Source organism: Bradyrhizobium sp. JR4.1, assembly GCF_040548605.1.
GTDB lineage: Bacteria > Pseudomonadota > Alphaproteobacteria > Rhizobiales > Xanthobacteraceae > Bradyrhizobium > Bradyrhizobium canariense.
The window spans coordinates 138,331-158,621 of the sequence record NZ_JBEPRY010000012.1 but is presented as its reverse complement, the minus strand read 5'-3'; the positions used below and the strand labels follow the sequence as shown (position 1 = coordinate 158,621).

Below are 20,291 nucleotides of genomic sequence, written 5' to 3'. Positions count from 1 at the left end.
ATCAGCCAGTATGCTCAGCTACCAAGCCATAAAATGGCGATATATTTTGGTGGATACTGTATGGCCGATCGCCTGAAGATCCGGCATCAAACCTGACCGGAGCGATATGTGAAAATTGTTGTCGCCGTCTTCGCGTTGTTGCTCGCGCTATGTCATCCTGCATCAGCTGATCCGATGACACTTGATTTTTCATGGGGCGGGACACGCGGCTGTATCACACTTTTCCCAAATCCCGAGATCCGACTGAGCAATGTTCCCGTGGGCGCCACGTCGATGTCGCTCACACTAGCGCAAGGCACCCGAGAGATGGGAGGCCAGGACGTTCCGGTTCCCCGTAACGGCGTTGTGCCGTCTGGGACGGTCCGGACATTTGGTCCTTGCAAGCCTGGAATGTACGAATGGACCGCTCTGGCGAAATCATCGACAGGGCAGGTTCTCTCGGAAGCGCATCAAACGCGGTTCTATCCCGCGGACGAAACCGCCACGAGGCAATAGTTTCATAGCAATGCGCGCACCAAGGATACCGCTCGCGGCTGCATCCGACACGAGGGGCCGCAGGGGCGCATTTGTCGATTTTGTCAGATGGTTGCTGACCTAAATTCGATGTGACGAAAGTGTCGAGGCCTTGCAACTGCGCGTTCCCGGTTCCTGCGTCCCACCTGCGGCTGCGTCGGAGCCACGCATCGCACCAACTCAGGCCACAATTGCTTTAGATAAGGATCAGCTGGAATTTGGAAGTCGGAGAGTTGACAACAAGAATTTGTGACGAGGAGTAAATGTTGGCGCGAACGAGGCGAATCCTTGTAACGGGCGGTGCCGGCTTTTTGGGTTCGCACCTCTGCGAACGGTTGGTAAGCGCCGGAAACGAAGTTTTGTGTGTCGATAATTTCTACACCGGCTCAAAGGATAATCTGACTGGATTGCTTTCCAACCAAAAAGTTGAAGTAATCCGGCATGACATCACATTTCCTCTCTATGTGGAAGTCGACGAGATATTCAACCTCGCGTGCCCGGCCAGTCCAATTCATTACCAGCACGATCCTGTTCAAACGACCAAAACGAGCGTGCATGGTTCCATCAACATGCTTGGGCTGGCCAAGAGGATACGCGCAAAAATTCTGCAGGCGTCGACTTCGGAAGTTTACGGTGATCCCGAGGTTCATCCGCAAGACGAAACCTATTGGGGCAGGGTCAATCCGATCGGGCCGCGCTCGTGCTACGATGAGGGAAAGCGGTGCGCGGAAACACTGTTTTTCGACTATCGGCGGCAACACAAGCTTTCGATAAAGGTTGCCCGCATCTTCAATACTTACGGTCCACGTATGCGTCCCTATGACGGGCGTGTCATTTCCAATTTCATTGTGCAGGCACTAACCAATCAACCAATCACAATTTACGGTGACGGGCAGCAGACACGCTCATTCTGCTACGTCGATGACCTGATCGACGGTCTGGTCCGGCTGATGAACACATGTGATGACGTCGTCGGTCCTATGAATCTCGGCAACCCCGCTGAGATCACAATGCTTGAATTGGCCGGGATGATCGTGGACCTCACTGGATCCAGATCGGCTATCGAATTCATGCCGCTTCCGATCGACGATCCCAAGCAACGCCGACCCAACATCAGTTTGGCCCAGAAATCGTTGGGATGGCTTCCATCCTTCTCGTTGCGCGACGGCTTACGCAAAACCATTGCATATTTCGAGAGCCTAATGATTGCGCGGGGAGCGGAAGCGGCGAGATGAAAAAGACTGTTCTTGTCACTGGTGGTGCTGGCTACGTCGGCTCGCATTGCTGCAAGGCGTTTGCGATGGCGGGCTGGAACGTCGTGACGCTCGACAATCTTTCCCGAGGCTGGCGCGATGCTGTGCGCTGGGGACCGTTGGTCGAGTGCGATATTCGCAATTCAGCCGGCGTACGCGCAGCGCTGGAAACCTACAAGCCTGACCTCGTCGCGCAGTTTGCGGCACTGGCTTATGTCGGCGAATCGGTGGCTGATCCCGCCATTTACTACGATAACAACACGAGAGGAACGCTTGCCCTCCTGGATGCCATGCGGGCGGTCGGCTGTTCGCGCGTGCTCTTTTCCAGCACGTGTGCCAGTTACGGAGTACCCACGCGCACCCCGATAGACGAAACGCATCCGCAGGCGCCGATTAGTCCCTATGGATGGTCCAAGATGATTATCGAGCGTATGCTCGAGGACTTCGGTCGCGCGTACGAGATGTCGTCGGTTTCGCTGCGCTATTTCAACGCGGCGGGCTGTGATCCTGATGGCGAGATCGGCGAGCGCCACGAACCGGAGACGCACGCCATTCCGCTGGCGATCGAAGCGGTGCGCCGACCCGATCGGCCTTTCACCATTCTGGGAACGGACTTTCCGACGCCGGACGGCACTGCAATAAGGGACTATATACACGTCACTGACCTGGCGCAGGCCCACCTTCTGGCAGGTGACATGCTGGTGGCTCGAGGCGGTACTCATGTCTTCAATCTCGGTACGGGGGTTGGCACGAGTGTGCTCGAACTAGTAGAGGCGGTGAAGCGTGTCTCCGGAAAGGACCCGGTCGTCCGCCGCGGCCCACGCCGCCCAGGGGACCCGCCCACGCTCGTCGCCTCCTTTGCCAAAGCCAAGCGGGAGCTCGGTTGGAGCCCGTGGCAATCCGAGATCGATTTCATTATCAAGACCGCACTGAGGTGGAGCGATAGCCACCCGCCGGCATGATTGCGCACGAAGATGATCGACACCTCATTCGCAAGAATTGGATTGGGAAGAGGCGTGACGCATGTCTCCGTGACGTCGGCGTCCGATGTTGCGGAAACGACGTTGAGCGAGGGCATGACGGTGTTCTGGCGTGCCAACCAACCGATCGGCCATGTGCTGATGCATGAAGGCCAGATAACGGACGCCAGGATCGATCATATCAACGACAGCTTTCTGTCAGCTGTCGACTCCAAAGTGCGAACCCCGACGAAAGTGAGGCTCTCGGCGAGCGTGGTGATCTGCACGCGCGATCGTCCGGACGAGCTGAGCAAATGCTTGTCGTCGTTGCCGCGGCAGACCCATCCTCCACGAGAAATCATTGTGGTGGACAATGCATCGCGCGATCGGAGGACGCGGGATGTCGCGTTGGCCGCGGCAGCAACTTATATTCGCGAGGATCGCCCCGGTCTGGATATTGCGCGCAATGCCGGCGCGCTCCAAGCGACCGGAGATATTGTCGCCTATACGGACGACGATGTGCTGCTTCACCCGCGCTGGCTGGAGCAACTGACATCTGCGTTTGACTCTCCCGAGATCGGTGCAGTGACTGGGCTTGTGCTTCCCGCCGAGCTCGCGACCGAGGCGCAACGGCATTTCGAGACGTATTGGGGATTTGGCAAGGGCTATCGCGAACAGGATTACGACCCCGCAGTTTTCCGATCTCATCGCGGCCAGGTTCTTGCCGCGTGGGAGATCGGCGCCGGAGCGAGCATGGCGTTCCGGCGCGAGGTGTTTCAGGCCGTCGGGCTCTTTGATGAGCGCCTGGACGTCGGTCAGGCCGGTTGCTCGGGCGACTCGGAGTACTGGTATCGATTGCTCGCGGGCGGCTACACGTGTCGTTATACTCCGGCGTCAGTCGCATTCCACTTTCACCGCAGTACAATGGATGGACTGGCCAGCCAGATCTATCACTACATGCGCGGTCATGCAGCCGCACTTTTGGTGCAGTATGAGCGAACGGGGATCTCGGCGAACCGGTGTCTGGCCTACTATTACAAGCCGCGTTGGTATCTCTATCGGCTGCTCCGGAATGCAATGGAAGGAGGGAGCATTCGCGACCGCTTCCTCAAAGAGGAGGTGACGGGGTATTTCGCCGGATTGCTGTTCTATCATCGCCGAAGGTTTCGAAGATGACGGCCCATCCGCGTACGTCCGTCGTGGTGGCCGCCCGCGATGCTGCAGGTACCATTGCCGAAACGCTTGACGGCCTGCTCGCGCAGCGCGACCTCGACTGGGAAGCTCTTGTCGTGGATGACGGTTCGACCGATGCCACGGCCGCGATCGTCGCCGAATATGCGGCGCGGGATTCCCGCTTTCGGGTTCTGCAGTCTGGCGGAGTAGGCGCTTCAGGTGCCCGCAATAAGGGAATTGCAAGCGCGCGCGGCGAACGAATACTGTTCCTTGACAGTGACGATTGGATTGATCGGTCCTTCCTTGCCCGAATGAATGATGCGCTGGATCTCGATCCTTCGGCGGTGGCTGCCTATTGCAACTGTTGCCGGGTCATGCCTGACGGCAGTGAATCTCCCGTTCGCTGCGATCCGGCCATCCAGGACAACGCCTTCGAGCGGTTCGCTCGTACGTGTGCCACGTTCATTCATGGCGTGCTCGTCTTGAAGAGCGCTGTTGCAAAGGTCGGCGGCTTTGAGGCCAGCCTCCGCACGTGCGAAGATTGGGACCTGTGGCAACGGATCGCCCGCTGCGGCGGCAGGTGGATCCATGTTGATGAGAAATTGAGCTATTACCGGACAAGCGACCGTTCACTGACGCAAGATGTCAAACGGATGCTGGCCGACGCGCAGGTGGTCATTGCTCGCGGATTTTCGAGTGATGATCGCGTTAGCGCGCCGGCACCCGCACATCGGGCGGGAGCGTCAACTGCATACGGCGGCGCCGCGGCGGCGTACGCGTACTTCGCGCTCTGGTGTGCCGGATTTGAATGCGGGCGCAGAAACGCCAGCCATCCAATGCTGGAAACGCTCAGGGACATTCCAAAAGCCCAGACGGCGGCGGACGAGATCACCAGCGTCCTGCTCGAAGCCGTCGTGGTCGGCGCCAGAACGGTGCCTGCCAAGTTGGCGGAACGGTGGTCGCAGTACGGGGACGGGGTAACCGGCCTCATCTTGGCAATCGGCTGTGCGTGGAACGACCCCGCGGCGGGGCGAAAGTGCCAATACAGGTTTGAGCGGAAAGTGCTCGAGTATGACGACCTTTCGGCACCCAGGGTGCTCACACTGACGCTCGGCATGCGCGTTGACCTTCGCCGTATCGCCACCATCAGGCCGATCGGGACCATTGATCGATTATACGTCTATCTCTGCGACGGCCCTCGCATCCTGGCGCTGCTGGATATTGGTGCCCTCGGCACTATCGACAGCCGGTTCTGGATCGCGCTGGCCTCCAATGGCCTGGTTCATTCCCAGATCAGAGCACAGCTCGGAAATCTCGTTCGTGCAAGAATCGAACTTCACAAGTGGACCGGAATGCTTCGTCGTTTCATGCGAGACGGCCGAGATACTCACCGGGCGCGACTGCGCGAGCTAGCCTCGCGAGCTTCAGGCCAGGCGCGGCCGCTGGCCATTTCGGGTATACCCGATTCCAGCAGCCGGATTCGATGTGCCGAAAGGTCTCGACACACCGCGCGCAAGCAATTTTGGGAAGGTCTGTTCGAGCAGGAAGATCCCTGGAACTACGGTTCGCCGTATGAACAGGAAAAGTACAGCCGGCAACTTGAGCTCCTTCCAGACCAACCAGTGGACGACGCGCTTGAGCTTGCCTGTGCGGAGGGACATTTCACGCGGCAATTGGCTCCCAGGGTCAAGCGCCTCCAGGCCACCGATATTTCGACTAAGGCGCTCGATCGCGCCCGTGTCCGGTGCAATGGGCATCAGAATATCGAATTCTCCCAACTGGATTTGTCCGCCAATCCGCTCCCGCAGGACATCGATCTGATCGTCTGCTCCGAGGTCCTTTACTACCTCGATGACGAGGCTGAACTCCAATCGGTGGCGAAGCGACTGGTGCAGGCGCTGCGTCCTGGCGGTTACCTGGTGGTTGGGCACGCCTTTGTGCTGAAGGACAACATGTCGCGAACGGGGCTCGACTGGGAGAGTCCGTATGGGGCGGAGACGATCACGCGAATTATCCAGAGCGTACCCGGACTTGCCCTGGAGACGTCGATCGAGACGGAGCTGTACCGTATCGATCGATTCAGGCGGTTACTCCCGGGTGAAGCTGCCCCTGACACACAGGTGAAATGCGCGGCTATCGACGCCCCGATTGAAGTCGAGGTTGTGCGGTACATCGTGTGGGGTGGTGCCGTCGCGCGCAGGTCTGACGTCGCGCAATCCGAAAGACGCGCGCACGCTCCGGTCCTGATGTACCACAGAGTTGCGGTTGAAGGACCACGTGAATTGGCGCGGTACCGGCTGTCTCCCGATGCGTTCCGGCAACAGATGCTGTGGCTTCGCCGCAATGGATACCATACCATCAATTCGGATCAGCTCGCCTGGTTCGTGGCAAGCAATCATCCGTTCGTCGGCAGGCCGGTGCTGATCACCTTCGACGATGGGTACGAGGATTTTGCCGAGCATGCATGGCCGATCTTGCAGGCAAACGATTTCTCGGCAGAGGTGTTCGTTGCGACCGACTTCGTGGGAAAGCGGGCGGAATGGGATGCTCCGTTCGGAGAGCCCGCTCCACTGCTCGACGCGGTCAGGATCGCCGGGCTTGCCGCCGAGGGCGTATCCTTTGGTAGCCATTTGGCGAGCCATCCGCGCGGCGAGGAACTTGCGACCTGGACTCTCGCCGAGGAATTGACGCGATCTCGTGCACAGTTGGAACGATGGCTTAGGCGACCCGTAACGTCACTTGCCGCGCCTTTTGGCTCCACAGATCAGCGGCTTGGAATTCTCGCAGCCGAATGCGGCTACAAGACGCTGTTCAATACTGTCAACCGGGCCGCCACACTAAGGGACAATTTGTTAGACCTGCCGCGAATTGAGATCAGAGGCGATTTTACGCTGGACACATTCGCGCGCTGCCTGGAGCAGTATCAATGAATATGGATGCGTTTCTGGTCGGTGTAGTTATTCCGGCCTTCAACGCCAGTGCAACGATCGACGAGACGCTTCGCAGCGTCAGATCCCAGTCGCACCGGGAGCTGGAAATTATTGTCGTGGACGACGGCTCCACAGACGACACGGTCGCAGTTGTGCAGCGGCATCTGATTCAGGATTCTCGAGTAACAATCATAGAACAAAGTAATGCGGGGGTGGCGGCCGCTCGGAATGCGGGCTGGCAGGCGGCGCGCGCGGACTTCGTCGCGTTCATTGATGCTGATGATCTCTGGACGCCCTGCAAGATTAAACGACAGCTTCAAGCCTTGCTTGATGGAGGAGAACGGACTGGTCTTGTCTACAGCTGGTATGACTGGATCGATGCCGATAGTCGCGTAAGCGCCAGGTCCGATCCCGTGTTTCATGCGGGCGAGGTGCTGGACTATCTCTGTCAGGGAAATTTCATCGGCAACGGCAGCTCGTCACTGGTCCGCCGAGAAGCCCTCATAGTTTCAAAAGGATTCGAGAGTGGACTCAGGGCATCGGGGGCAGAAGGCTGTGAAGATCTGCTGTTCTATTGCCGTGTCGCGGAAGCGTATCGTTTCGCGGTCGTGCCCGAGTACCAGATTGGATATCGCTACCTCCCGAACAACATGTCGAGCAACAAGACCCGGATGTTCCGGTCGTGGATGCTGGTCGCGGATGAGATCATGATGCGGCACCCCGAGCGCGCGGCGCTCCTTGACCTGGGCTTCAGAAACTATGCGCGTTGGTTGCTTCGGAGAGCTCTGACGGGCGGTGAGTTGTGGTACTTCGTTTCAATCTTTGGACTCCTTTTCAAACGGAATCCCTTGCTCGCGCTCAGGGTCGCGGTGCACGATGTGCCGCGGGATACCGTCTCGGAAATCCGGTGGAAATGGCGTCATCGGCGTCGCAGGGCGGTTCGACCCCCGGCTTCGTTGTTTGCCATCGGCGATCCCAGTCAATCGCTATGACACAACACGCGAACAACGCACGAAGACCGAGAGCTGCTCGCCGCGCTGCATTGGTCGAACTGTTCAAGCTGCTCAAGCTTGCTCCGCTGCCCGGTTGGGTGACGCCCGCACTAATTGTCCTTGGCTTGGCTACATCGTTGGCGGAGACGGTCGGGATCACCCTCGTGCTCCTGTTCTTCTATTTCGCCATGGGGCAGGTGGAACTTGCAACGTCGACCAGTGGCCTCCTGGGCGAAGCGCTCCGATACGCGGCGAATTGGTTTCAGAGCTCGACCGAAACTGCTGTCGTTCTGCTCCTTCTCATCATTGCTCGCGGTGCTCTTTCCTTCGTCAACACACTAGTCAGTGCGCGTGTTGGAGAGAAGATCAATGAGGTCGCGCGCAACCGCGTTCATCTGCAGTATCTGTCAACTTCCTATTCGTTCTTCCAACGCCATGACGAAGCATATCTCATGGAGGTGTTGGGAACCGAGACGTGGGTGATCTCCGGGGCATACGCGAGTCTTACCCGCATTATCGTGAGCTCGTGTTCGGTGTTTCTCTTCGCGTCCTTTCTGTTGGCGCTCTCAATCAAGGTAACCGTCCTCGCCCTCGTCGCTTCGATGATTGTGTCGGCCGGATTGCGGCATCTTTCGTTGCCCATGCAGCAGTTGGGTGCCGGTGTAAAGCTGGTTCATCAAAAGCTGGGTGAGCATATGCTGATGACACTCCAGGGTATGCGCACGATCCGCGCGTATGGCCAGGAGGAGATTCACCAGAAACGCTTCGAGCAGGCCTCGACGCAGGCCCGACAGGTCGCACTGCGGCTTGCGCGCCTAACCGCTATGATCTCGCCTCTGACGGAGGTGGGATATCTTGTCGTGCTGTTTCTCGTAGTCGCGTTCGCTGACTTATGGGGAATCGGTTTCGCGACGAGCCTGACCGCGGTCGCGTTGCTCTATCGATTGCAGCCGCATATGCGAGATTTGGAAGGGAACCTGCTGTATATGGCGCAGATCGAGCCTCAGCTTCGGTCCATCAGACACATGCTGTCGACAGATGACAAGGAATATCCGAAGGCCGGGCACGTGGCGGTGGCTAAACTGGAGGACGGCATCTCCTTTCGCAACGTGACGTTCCGCTATGATGCCGGTACGGAGCCCGCTCTTTTGGATGCTTCGTTTGACATTCCGGCGGGGAAGACCACTGCGCTCATTGGAGCCAGCGGAGCGGGCAAGACCACGATCGTAAATCTATTGTTACGCCTGTATTCGGCCAGCGAGGGTGACATACGGGTTGATGGCCGATCCATCGAAGACGTTCGTCGAACCGATTGGCTCGGCATGCTCGCGATTGCGGGCCAGGATGTCGACCTGGTCGAAGGCACGGTAATCGAGAACGTTCGGATGGCCAAGAACGACGCCTCCGAGGAAGAGGTTCGGCAGGCGCTGCGGGTCGCGGGCATTTCAGAGGTCGTCGAGGCCTTACCCGACAAATACGACACCTGGATAGGACAGCATGGCCTGCGCTTCTCGGGCGGTCAGCGGCAGCGTCTTGGTCTTGCACGAGCGGTTGTGCGCAATCCGAAGTTCCTCATCCTCGACGAAGCGATGAGCGCGCTCGATCTGACGCTTGAGGACAGCATTCGACGCGCTATCCAGCTGCAGTTCAAGAACCGAACCTTGTTGCTCATAACGCATCGCCTGGATTCCGTGCGCGATGCGGACCACGTGGTGTGCATTGAAAACGGCCGGGTTCGTGCTGAGGGCCCTCCGGCGAAAGTCCTGGTGAGTCGAGGAGCGTGCGTAACAGGAATTTCGCAAGATGATGTGGTTACCTACCGCATGCGGAATACGGTTCCCTAGTCGGAACCCAGGGTGTCGGCGCCCGCCCGTGAATGACGAGCCCTGCACTGAGCCTCCTGTTGCAAAGCAGCGCGGTTCACACGAGCCCGTAGCATTACGGTGTCTGTGCAGAAATATCCAGCCACCAGCCGATTCGCTCGTCATGCGTCAAATTGCGTCGAATCCATAAGGCTCTTTTGAACGCATGCATAGTTGTGTGCCACGTAAAAGGAGCACGCAATCCATCATGACGATTATCAATGGAAGCGCCGGTGCCGACGTTCTGTTTGGCGGTACTGGAAATGATGTTCTGACCGGAGGAACAGGCAGCGATACTTTCGTCGTCTCGAAGGGGTACGGCTCCGATACCGTCACTGATTTTCAGGCGGGCTTAGGCGGCGATGTGTTGCGATTGCAAAACTACGGCTTTGCGACGTTCGCCAGTTTCCTGGCAGCGGCCGCCCAAATGGGCTCCGATACGGTTGTGACGCTGTCATCCACCGAAACCTTGACGCTGCAGAACGTCGCGCTTTCGACCTTGGTTGCCAGCAATGTCGCACTGGACAGTCCGCTGCCAGCGAGCGGAACGGCATGGAACTGGGCGGGTACCGTCCTCGCGGGCGGCACGCTGACGACCGGGCCGACAAATGACGGCATGGAGGCCGGCGGCACGGGCGTCACGCTTATCGGCGGAGCAGGGGACGACACCTACTATGTCTATGACCACAACACCAAGGTCGTGGAGCAGGCCGGAGAGGGTATCGATACGATCCGTGTCTGGAACATCAACGGATACAGCCTGGTCAATGCGCCGAACGTCGAGAATCTTGTCCTGACGGATAGCGTTCCGTCTCCCGCCACCGGTAACGACCTCAACAACATCATTGTCGGCAATGCCGGCGACAACATGATCGACGGCGGGCGGGGCAACGATGTGCTGACCGGTGGGGCCGGTCGCGACACCCTTGTCGTCACCGCGGGCAACGGCAACGACATCGTCACCGACTTTCAGGCGGGCGCCGGCGGAGATGTCCTGCAGCTCAACAACACAGGCTTCAAGACGTTCGCCGACGTTACGGCGGCCATGAAGCAGGTGGGCACTGACCTTGTCCTGACGACCGCCAACGGCGAAACGATAACGCTTGAAAACACCAGCCTCCAGAATCTCACGGCCGCCAATATAAGCATCGTCAGTCCCCCGACCGGACTGGTCCAGACCTTCAACGACGACTTCAACGCGCTCTCCGCGGGCCAGGATCCGAGCCTGACCTGGCGCACGAGCTATGCCTGGAGCGGAGCCGCAGGGTACGGGCTGGCCGGCGAACAGGAAGTGTATGTCGATCCCAGCTTTTCCGGGCTGCCGGCCACTCAGGCATCAACGTCGCTCGGGCTTAATCCGTTCTCGATTCAGAACGGTCACCTCGTCATCACGGCGCAACCGCTGCCTGCGAGCGCAACGCCTTATACGGGCAGTGCCATATTTTCGTCGGGCATGATCTCGACTCAAAACAGCTTTACCCAGACCTACGGCTATTTCGAGATGACGGCCACGCTGCCCAGTACAAGCGGCGCGTGGCCGGCGTTTTGGATGTTGCCGAGCACTGCCAATAACCTCAACACGGAAATCGATGTGCTCGAAGCCTTTGGTCAGGACCCTGACCAGGCGCATTGGGCCATTCACTCACCGTACGCGCCTTCGACGAACGGGGCCTGGGCCAATACGGCCAACCTGACCGCTGGAGAGCACACGTTTGCGCTCAAATGGACGCCCTACGACCTGACATTGTTCGTCGACGGGAAAGAGGTCGCACAGCAGGCGACACCCTCCGACATGAACACGGCGATGTACATGATCGCCAACCTGGCAATGGGCGGGAGCTGGCCGGGCAACGCCACTGCAGGATCGACGGCGACGATGACCATCGATTCCATCACGGCCTATCAATTGCCGGAGTACACGCTTGCGAACTACACCCTGCTCACGAGTGGCGCGCCGACCAACACGATCGCGGGAAGCGCGGCAGCAGACACACTGACCGGCACATCCGGCAATGACCTGATCGGTGGTGCAGGAGGCGCCGATGTCATGACCGGCGGCGCCGGCGATGACACTTATGTCGTGACCGATTCCGGTGCGAAGGTTATCGAGGCCTATGGCGGAGGCATCGACACCGTAAACTCCTCGGTGACGTATACGCTTTCGAGCTACGTCGAAAATCTGACGCTCACCGATTCGACGGTCGTCAATGCCACGGGAAATATTCAGTCCAACATCATCATCGGCAATTCCGCGGCGAACGTGATCACCGGCGGGCTCGGCAATGATATCCTGACCGGGGGCGGCAGCGCGGATACCTTCGTATTTAACTCCGGCGACGGTTCGGACATCATCACCGACTTCTCGCCGGGATCGGGCGCCGGACACGATGTTGTCCAGTTGAACGGCTTCGCCTTTACCTCATTCGCCGACGTTCAAGCGGCTATGAGCCAGGTCGGAAGCGACGTGTATCTGAAGCTGACGAGCCAGGATACCTTGGTGTTCCGCAACACGACGGTCTCGGCGTTTACCGGCGACGACTTTCAGTTGCCTGCGACGCCGCCGGTCGGGGGGACGATCACATCATGGATCAGCGGGAAAGCGAGCAGCCGCATGGTGTATGGCACCGCGGCCAACGACAAGCTCTCGGCGCTCAATATCGATGACACGCTCATCGGAGGGAACGGCGACGACACCTACGTCATCGGAAGCGCAAACCAGAAGATCGTCGAGAATCCCGGCGGCGGCATCGACAGTGTGGAGGCATGGACGTCGCACACGCTGTCCACGAACGTCGAAAACCTGACGTTGATGATGGGCGGGCTCGCGGGTGTCGGCAATCAAATGGCAAACCGTATGGTCGGTTCGAGCGGCGACGACATCCTGGACGGCGCCGGCGGGAATGACTGGCTCTCCGGAGGAGCCGGAAACGATACGTTCATTTACAATGGAGGCAGCGGCAACGATACGGTCGCCGATTTCCACGTCTTCACGAGTGCGACTGCCGAACACGACAAGCTGAGTCTGAAAGGTTACGACAGCGGCGCCTATTTGACCCATGTGAACGATGTGTGGACCGTTCACTACGCTGGTGGAGCGGATACGCTGCGCATTGCCGGCGTCACCAGCTTGACGTCGGCGGACTATTCATTCATTTCCGCGACGAATTCGCCGATGGCGATGAGGTCTATCGCCGTGCCGACGATCTCGGCGGTCAACGACAGTGGCTCGATCGTGTCGGGCCTCATCAATACAAATCATCTGGTTCTCACGGGTCGCGCGCAACCAGGTTTAACCGTCAAGGTTTTCGACGGGGCAAATCAGATCGGCACGACGATCGCCGACGGCAACGGTAGCTGGAGTACGGCGACGGCATTGCTGGCTGAAGGCGGGCACGCTTTTGCCGCCTCAGCGATGGACGGGGTCGGAAACCTCACCGCGCTTTCAGCCGGGGTCAATGTCACCATCGATACGCTCGCCCCGAACGTGCCCAAGCTCGCGTCGTTCTCGCCAGACAGCAACGTTGCCGGCGATGGCATCACCAATGTCAACCACGTGAATTTGACTGGAACCGCGGACGCCGGGAGCACCGTTCAGGTCTTCGACGGAGCGACGATGATCGGAACGGCGATCGCCGATGCCAACGGAGCCTGGTCTTTTGACACAGCAACGTTGGCGGACGGTAATCACACCTTTACCGGCAAGACCGCGGACGCCGCCGGAAACGTCAGCGCTTCCTCCGGCGCGTTGAAGGTCGCGGTCGATACGCGTGCGCCGGTTGCACCTATCCTGACCTCGGGCGCACCTGGAGCTTCGGGCGCGATAATCGTTTCCGGCACGGCCGAGGCCGGAAGTACTGTCCGCCTGCACGAGGGCTCGACTTTGCTCGGCACGGGCGTCGCGGCGACGAGTGGGGCCTGGAGCGTCACCACCGGGGCGCTCACGGCGGGGCAACACAGCTTCACCGCGACCGCCACCGACATCGCCGGCAATTTGAGCCTGCTTTCGAACGCTCTCAGCTCCGCCGTCGGTACGGTGATCGAAGCGGCGGGCACGACATCGCTTATCAAGTCGGGAAGCAACTTTTACCTTTCGACGGCCGGCTCATCGGTGATCCTGAAGAATGGCGGAACAGCGGTTGTCGCGGGGCAGCTTGGCTCATGGGTGCCAGTGGCTGCGGAAGCGTCATCGAACGGCTACCTCGTCGCGTGGAAGATTCCCTCGACCGGCCAGTTCGCAGTCTGGAGCACCGACAGCAACGGCAATTTCGTATTCAACTATTTGAACAAGCTGCCCGGCACCGATCCGGCTCTTACATCGAGCGAGACCCTCTTTCATCAGGATCTCAACGGGGATGGCGTGATTGGTCTTCCACCAGCGCCTCAGAAGGTTTCGGGCACGACAATCGAGGCGTCCGGCTCGACCAGCCTGGTTCTGGTTGGCTCGAATTACTTGTTCGACGCGATGGCCAGCGGCGCGGGGCCGACCTTGAAGTACGGTGGCGTAGCGGTTGTGTCAGGACAGTTCGGCGCCTGGACGCCGGTGGGCGTGGAACAAACGACCAGCGGCTATGATGTAGCCTGGAAGATTCCGGCCACCGGCGAACTCTGTGTGTGGACCACGGACAGCAATGGCAACTATGTATCGAACCTCCTGAACAAGATGTCCCCGACCGACCCTGCTCTTAAAGCAGTCGAGACGACTTTTTATCAAGACCTCAATGGCGATGGTGTAATCAATACGTCATCGACCATCCTCAAAATCTCCGGAAATGTCGTACTGAATCTGGGCAATATGTCACAGGCCGTGACGGTCGACCCGGGCGCCACGCTCGAATTGTCTGGCGCCGCTTCCGGGTCGATCACCTTCAAGGCGTCGACCGGCAATCTGGTGTTGGACCACGCGTCACAATTTACGGGAACGCTCATCGGTCTGACGGGTGACGGCACCGCGTCCAATTCCAACCATATCGACCTGAAGGACATCGCGTACGGAGCGGGAACGTCGGCGTCCTTTTCCGGCAGCACAGCCGGTGGCGTGTTGACCGTGGTCGATGCTCAAAATCACACGGCACATATCTCGCTTGTTGGCGACTACACCAACTCGACCTTCAATCTCTCGAGCGACGGATCCGGGGGCACGCTGGTCATCGATCCTCCGAAGGCCGGCTTCGACTTTTCGGCGGTTGCGCCGTCGCAGCCGCCTGCTGCCGCACCGGCCGTCGGCCCCGCGCGCCTGGGGGACGGTGGCTTCGTGTTCGAGCAGTCCGCTAGCTCCAACGGACATGACATAATCGGCCAGGCGTTTGATCAATCGACCGGGGCAGTGTTCCTCTCGGCGACCACTTGGCCAGGTGTTGACACAGGCGTTCATCAGGTCGACGCCGTTCACGCGATCGCCGCGATCGATGTCCATCTAGCCGCGTTGCACGGCTTCATCCTTCACTAAAGGCCTTTGCCTTTCGAAAAACGTTGCGCAATACGCGTTTCGCCAATGCCCGTTTTCCCGCGAAGAAGGTCATGGGGAGGAGATATGATGCATAGGCAAGCGCCAGCAGCGCAGCCAGCCCAGCGAAGGAGTTTCCATCCAATGAGATGATCGAAATGCTTGTGACGGCCGCCGCAACGCCACAACCGATCCAATGCGGGACAGTCGTCTTGATCAGGCTCCTTGTCGTCACGGGGCCATGACGACCGATCGATATGGCGTAAAGCGGCAGCACGACCGTGCAGTTCACCAGCGTATACGCCGCGGCGATTCCAAGCGCGCCCCAGGGAAGACCGATGAGGAATGAGGTCACGTTGATCAGGGCGGTCCAAACGCCGAGCCTGAAGTACTCTTGGCCACGTCCTTGACTGAGGAATAGCCAAGCTGCCGTCGCGGTCGCGACCTGCATCAAGCCCGCGACGCCAAGCCAAGAAAAAATCGGGGCGGCACCCACCCAATGCTCGCCAAGGAGAACTCTGAAGAGCGGCTCCGAGAGCAGGATGGCGAAGACGATGCCCGGCTGACATATCAGCATAACCATGGAAAGGGCATCGTTGTAGGTGCTCAGATATCTCTCCTTCTCGAAACGAAGCCGTGAAAGCAACGGGACAATCACCTGGCCGATGGGGTTGTGTAATTGGATGATCGGCAGCAGCAACAGCTTATAGGCCCGATCGTACAGGCCGAGTTCGTCGCTCCCTCGAAATCTGCCGATCAGAATGTTGTCCGCATTTCTCGAGAGATAGTTGGCCAGATTGAACCCTGACACGTGCAGGCCAAATCGCGCCATGTGCCGCGTCTCGCTGTCCAGACGGGGATATCCAGGGCGATAGCCAGAGTACGCCCAGATCCCGACTGTCGAAATGAGCGTGAGAACGAGCGTGGACAGGTAAAGTGCCCAATAGTCTCTCAAGATGATTACGGCGACGATCCCTGCGGCAACGGAAGCGGTTGTCGCAGCGACGTCCAGGATTGCCAGGGGCTTGAACCGGGATTCTCTGGCAAGTAGCGCCGCCGGAACGGTCGGAAGGCCAGCAATGAAGCTTAGGCCGGCAATTGCGATCATGAGCTGTTGAAGCCTCCTATCGCCGTAAAACAGCGCAGCCGGATGGGCGCACAACGCCAGAACGAGAGCGGATGCCGCGGAAGCGAGCACCGACAGCCAGAACAGCGCATCGATCTGGCCCTTGGCGATTTCCGTGCGTTGAATGATGGTCTGTCCAATGCCGATGTCCTTGATGAGCCCGAGGAACGTTGCAGCCGTCGCAGACATGGCCAGCAGGCCGAAGTCTGACGGGGCAAGATTTCGCGTCGAGAATATCATCAAGACAAAACCGGCCGTCAGTTTCCAGGCCTGGGAACCGCCCGTTATGAGGATGTTGGTTACGGCCCGTGACTTGCTATCTCTGTCCAACGAGCTCACCCCCGCCACCTCAACAGTCTTGCGCGGTCTTGCGCCTGCCAGCAATGCCGCGGGAAATCCAGCGCGCTGAACGATGGCGGTTCCGATCGTCTCCGGCTTTTAGCTTGGCCTTGACACGAACGGAAGACGTGATCGGGCGATGTGGAATCGGCTACCTGGGCGAGCCTGGTCGAAATAGATTTCAAACGAGGGCCTGACCATCACCAATGTCAATGCCGAGATTTGTGGTCCAATCGATGCCCGCAGTGTGTCCTATTTCAATTCGCAGTGCTGAGGTTCCCGTGAGATGATTTTGTGAGCACTCACGCCAGGGGAAAGGCAACATGCGCTTGCGATGTTTGCAGACCGCTGCTGATTCTATATGTTCGGTTGATCTCGATGGCGAAGCACCGGAGTTCGAGACGGGATGACGTTGTATACCGTTGCATCACGGCAGGGAACCCGGTCTGGCGTCACGTCACTTGCGGGACCTCTCTTCCTCCTTGCAGTAGCCGTCATTCTTTCGGCGATTTCGCGGCGGGCCGTCACGCATCTCGCGCGCTGGTCTGACATTTACGCACTGGTGCTGGTTTGCTTGGCATTTGCCGGCGCGCTCGCCTTCAACTCCATTCGCTACCGTGATTTCTCGCCGCCATTGCGGATCACGGCCGTCGCGATCGGAATGGCGATCTTCGTGCAGTTGTTGTTCGATTCATTGGGGCCTTTTGCGGGGCCTCCCAACATCCTGTTCGGCTCGAGCGACAAAACACTGTTCTTCCGCTACGGTGCGGTGCTTGCGGTTGTGGCAGGAATAGCCGCGATCTGGCGACCTTCATTTCTGCTGCCGCTGTTTTACTTCTATCATGCATGGCGCGAAATGGTGAGCGTCGTGTCCAGCATCTTCGTGACCGAGACCGATTATCTCGGCATGCTCGACATCGGTAACTTCGTCGTCCTTGGCGTGCTCGGCACGATCGTCCTCACCAGCGCCCCGGTGATCGATCGCGTGCCGCGGCTGCGCACACTGTTCGCTTCCGCAGACAACGTGACGCAGCTTCGCGATCGCACCTATGGCTTGATTTGGGCGTGCGCCGTCGGGGCGCATCTCGGCAGCTATTTTTGGTCGGGAATCTCAAAGCTGCAGGCTGGTGGCGAGAAGCCATGGACCTGGCTGCTCGCAAATCCCACGCAAACCTCAATCCTGATGGGACTGGAACGCGGCGACGCCCCTCTCGGCCTATGGCCGGGCGCGTTGCAGACGATCTGGGACGCGATCGCGAGCAACCAGCTGATCTTCAACGTCTTCGTGCTGGGTGCCCAGCTCCTGTCGCCGCTGGGTGCGATCTCGACGCGCGTGCTGTCGTTCTTCTGCCTGCTGTTCGACATCTTCCACATCGGCGTGTACTTCACGCTCGGGGCTCTGTTCTTCTTCTGGATTGCGCTCAACCTGTTCATCGTAGCCGCGGCACGCACGCTGCCACGTGGTGGGTTTACCCCGGCGATGAAGGTTGTGATGGTCGTGACAATCATCTGTGGCCGGCTCTTCTTCTACACCAATTACCTTGGATGGCTGGACGGGCCGAAGCTGGCGAGCCCGCGGCTTTTCGTCGAGACTCGGGATGGTCGCCAGATTCTCGCGCCTTCCACGTATTTCGGTATCTACTCGTACATGATCGGAACCGGAACCATGTACATCCCTGAGAATCATTTCCGGGCTCGCGTTGGCGGCAACAACCACGATCTTGCGACTTGGCACGAGGCGACTACCTGCGGCCCGGAGATGCTTCCGCGTCAGGACACAGGCGTAGCCATGGAGGCGGTGGAAAAATTAGTGCGCGAGACGGATCGCTTTTTCCGTGTCTATCCCTGGGTGAAGGACAACAACAGCTTCTATGCCTATCCGCACCACATGCTCTCCAATCCATGGCTGTATGGAGAATTCAACAAGCTGACCATGGACGATATTGTCGCCTATCACTATGTGGTGGACTCAGTATGCCTCGGTCTGGTGGAGGGCAAGCTTGTGCGCGACGTTCGGAAGCGAACGGATTATCGAATTGCCCCATAGCGATGACGATATCTGGGTGGTCTATGACGGCGAATGCCCGTTATGCAGTCGCTATGTTCTGCTGTACCAGTTGCGGGAACGTGGGCAGCGCATTCACCTGATCGACGCGCGTTCGGAGCATCCAATCATAGGCGATATCCGCGCGCGCAACCTCGATTTCAATGAAGGCATGGTGGTTCGCTGGCGTGGGCAGCATTACCATGGGGCCGATGCAATGCATCTGCTGGCAACGCTTGCCGGCAAGGCGACAGTCTTCAATCGCCTCAATCGACTCGTGTTCTCCCGGCCACGCCTCGCAAGGGCACTTTATCCGGCGCTGGTGCGCGGAAGGAAGCTTCTCCTTCGAGTTCTCGGCCGCAAGCTGATCGTTGAAATCAATGCTCCAGAGCAGCGGATACCGGTCGGTCCTTCCGACGAAGACATCAAGCACGACGACGGGGTCCGGTGACGATTGGAGGAAGGCTCCAGCGCGACTCCTGTGCGTCAGGATTATCGCATCGCGGCCTGGTAGGCCGGAGAGAGACGCATCAGACCGCAGCGGACAAGATCGTCGGATGATTGGTAGATCAGGCTTTTGGGATAGATGAGTTCGAATGACGGATTCTGATCGAGCCGCTCCGCGTAGCGTTGATACTCGACCGATCCGAGATAGTAGTTCCCCTCACGGACCGCGATTGCGACCTTATCGGTGAAGTCGTGGAGAAATTTGAAATGGAGCAGGGCGCCTGTGACGTCGCCTGGCTTGCCTGGCGGAGCCATCAGGTGACCGGCGGCGATATAGCGCCGGCCAGGCAACCAGCGCGCGAACGGCACTTTAGTGAGCAGCGGTGGCTGCCAGCGCGTGATGTTAACTGCAGGCAGCAGCCGCGCCAGCCCATATGGCTCAAGCAACTGTACAAGTGCGTCGTAAAGCGCGATCTTCGGCGGCATCGGTTCGTCATAAAACAGCCTCGCTCGCGCACCACCCACCAGGTAGCTGGTCGGAAAGCCGCGCCGACGGCGCTTCACATAGGTATCGGAATCGAAGTAGGAGGAGAAAGCGACGAGGCTCTCGCCGGCATGGTAGCGTTCCGGACCGCCGAGCCAGCGTGGATACATATCGACCATCTCCGCGGTCATGCAATCAGCGCCGACGCTCTCCAGATAACGGCACAGCCATCGAAGATCAAAATTTTCGCAGCCGGGGTAGACAAAGAGTTCGTCGGCGTCGAGCGTCAGCGCCCACCGTCCTGGCGCGAATTGGTCGAGCACGGCGCTGGTCCAACGCGCGCCACCACTTGATTCTGCAAAGGGCTCCCGGATCTCGAACACGTGAACGTCCGGCTGATCGAGCAGGAATGCTCGCGTGCCGTCATCCGAACGGTCGTCGATTGCGAGGAAACGTCCGACCCCGAGCCGGCGATGATGGCGCAGGAAATCGGGTAATCGCAGCATCTCGTTCCGGAGCTTGCCGACAGCCACGATCTCATCGGCGCCGAAGTCGAGCGGCCGGGTGTCGATCCGGTGAATGACCGGATCGGGGCGCTGCTTGGTCCGTGATCGCGTTGGCGTCACGACAGCCGCTTGACCCCTTACAATCGACTGTTGTAACGCGTTCTGCGCGCGGTTCCCGCCCGCCGCTGCTCTCGCCAGCAATTCCATAGAGTGTCCAGCC

Annotated in this window: 11 protein-coding genes; 9 read left to right on the top strand and 2 right to left on the bottom strand. The window is 59.1% G+C overall.

The features are described 5' to 3' along the window. Positions 1 to 776: 776 nt before the first annotated feature. The 7 genes from ABIB90_RS23250 to ABIB90_RS23220 all read left to right on the top strand — a co-directional run bounded on the left by ABIB90_RS23250 (position 777) and on the right by ABIB90_RS23220 (position 15,128). Positions 777 to 1,748: a UDP-glucuronic acid decarboxylase family protein gene (locus tag ABIB90_RS23250; protein WP_007595297.1), complete on the top strand. Its 972-nt coding sequence runs from the start codon at positions 777 to 779 to the stop codon at positions 1,746 to 1,748. Next, entirely contained in the window at positions 1,745 to 2,728 is a 984-nt protein-coding gene (gene galE, locus ABIB90_RS23245) for a UDP-glucose 4-epimerase GalE (RefSeq protein WP_007595295.1), read from the top strand. Before ABIB90_RS23250 ends, galE begins: the two co-directional genes overlap by 4 nt. Positions 2,729 to 2,740: 12 nt before the next feature. Beyond that, entirely contained in the window at positions 2,741 to 3,901 is a 1,161-nt protein-coding gene (locus ABIB90_RS23240; RefSeq protein ID WP_198288247.1) for a glycosyltransferase family 2 protein, read from the top strand. Continuing rightward, positions 3,898 to 6,828, top strand: coding sequence for a trifunctional glycosyltransferase/class I SAM-dependent methyltransferase/polysaccharide deacetylase (locus ABIB90_RS23235; protein ID WP_219684437.1), 2,931 nt, complete (start codon positions 3,898 to 3,900; stop codon positions 6,826 to 6,828). The genes ABIB90_RS23240 and ABIB90_RS23235 overlap by 4 nt, the downstream gene beginning before the upstream one ends. Then, a complete protein-coding gene (locus ABIB90_RS23230) occupies positions 6,825 to 7,820 on the top strand; it encodes a glycosyltransferase family 2 protein (protein ID WP_007595290.1) in 996 nt (331 codons plus the stop codon). The genes ABIB90_RS23235 and ABIB90_RS23230 overlap by 4 nt, the downstream gene beginning before the upstream one ends. 50 nt (positions 7,821 to 7,870) lie before the next feature. Further along, the gene (locus ABIB90_RS23225; protein ID WP_198288246.1) at positions 7,871 to 9,664 is read left to right on the top strand and encodes an ABC transporter ATP-binding protein; all 1,794 of its coding nucleotides are present in this window, start codon (positions 7,871 to 7,873) and stop codon (positions 9,662 to 9,664) included. Between the two features lie 226 nt (positions 9,665 to 9,890). Then, positions 9,891 to 15,128 carry an Ig-like domain-containing protein gene (locus tag ABIB90_RS23220; protein WP_354171525.1) on the top strand — a complete coding sequence of 1,746 codons (5,238 nt, stop codon included), beginning with the start codon at positions 9,891 to 9,893 and terminating at the stop codon, positions 15,126 to 15,128. Here the strand turns inward: ABIB90_RS23220 and ABIB90_RS23215 are convergent. Beyond that, the gene (locus ABIB90_RS23215; protein ID WP_354171527.1) at positions 15,115 to 16,581 is read right to left on the bottom strand and encodes a lipopolysaccharide biosynthesis protein; all 1,467 of its coding nucleotides are present in this window, start codon (positions 16,579 to 16,581) and stop codon (positions 15,115 to 15,117) included. The genes ABIB90_RS23220 and ABIB90_RS23215 overlap by 14 nt on opposite strands. A gap of 415 nt (positions 16,582 to 16,996) precedes the next feature. Between ABIB90_RS23215 and ABIB90_RS23210 the strand changes: the two genes are divergently transcribed. Beyond that, positions 16,997 to 18,637 (top strand): hypothetical protein, encoded by a 1,641-nt coding sequence (locus ABIB90_RS23210; protein WP_354201436.1) that lies wholly within the window; start codon positions 16,997 to 16,999, stop codon positions 18,635 to 18,637. Further along, positions 18,591 to 19,085 carry a thiol-disulfide oxidoreductase DCC family protein gene (locus ABIB90_RS23205; RefSeq protein ID WP_007595275.1) on the top strand — a complete coding sequence of 165 codons (495 nt, stop codon included), beginning with the start codon at positions 18,591 to 18,593 and terminating at the stop codon, positions 19,083 to 19,085. Before ABIB90_RS23210 ends, ABIB90_RS23205 begins: the two co-directional genes overlap by 47 nt. A 41-nt stretch (positions 19,086 to 19,126) precedes the next feature. Here ABIB90_RS23205 and ABIB90_RS23200 read toward each other — a convergent pair whose 3' ends face one another. Next, on the bottom strand, positions 19,127 to 20,278 hold the full coding sequence (locus ABIB90_RS23200; RefSeq protein ID WP_007595274.1) for a glycosyltransferase family 2 protein: 1,152 nt from the start codon (positions 20,276 to 20,278) through the stop codon (positions 19,127 to 19,129). Positions 20,279 to 20,291: the final 13 nt, after the last annotated feature.

Excerpts from the sequence above, each read along its gene's own strand:
- ABIB90_RS23250 (WP_007595297.1), top strand. The coding sequence starts at position 777 with ATGTTGGCGCGAACGAGGCGAATCCTTGTAACGGGCGGTGCCGGCTTT.
- galE (WP_007595295.1), top strand. The coding sequence starts at position 1,745 with ATGAAAAAGACTGTTCTTGTCACTGGTGGTGCTGGCTACGTCGGCTCG.
- ABIB90_RS23240 (WP_198288247.1), top strand. The coding sequence starts at position 2,741 with ATGATCGACACCTCATTCGCAAGAATTGGATTGGGAAGAGGCGTGACG.
- ABIB90_RS23235 (WP_219684437.1), top strand. The coding sequence starts at position 3,898 with ATGACGGCCCATCCGCGTACGTCCGTCGTGGTGGCCGCCCGCGATGCT.
- ABIB90_RS23230 (WP_007595290.1), top strand. The coding sequence starts at position 6,825 with ATGAATATGGATGCGTTTCTGGTCGGTGTAGTTATTCCGGCCTTCAAC.
- ABIB90_RS23220 (WP_354171525.1), top strand. The coding sequence starts at position 9,891 with ATGACGATTATCAATGGAAGCGCCGGTGCCGACGTTCTGTTTGGCGGT.
- ABIB90_RS23210 (WP_354201436.1), top strand. The coding sequence starts at position 16,997 with ATGACGTTGTATACCGTTGCATCACGGCAGGGAACCCGGTCTGGCGTC.
- ABIB90_RS23200 (WP_007595274.1), bottom strand. The coding sequence starts at position 20,278 with ATGGAATTGCTGGCGAGAGCAGCGGCGGGCGGGAACCGCGCGCAGAAC.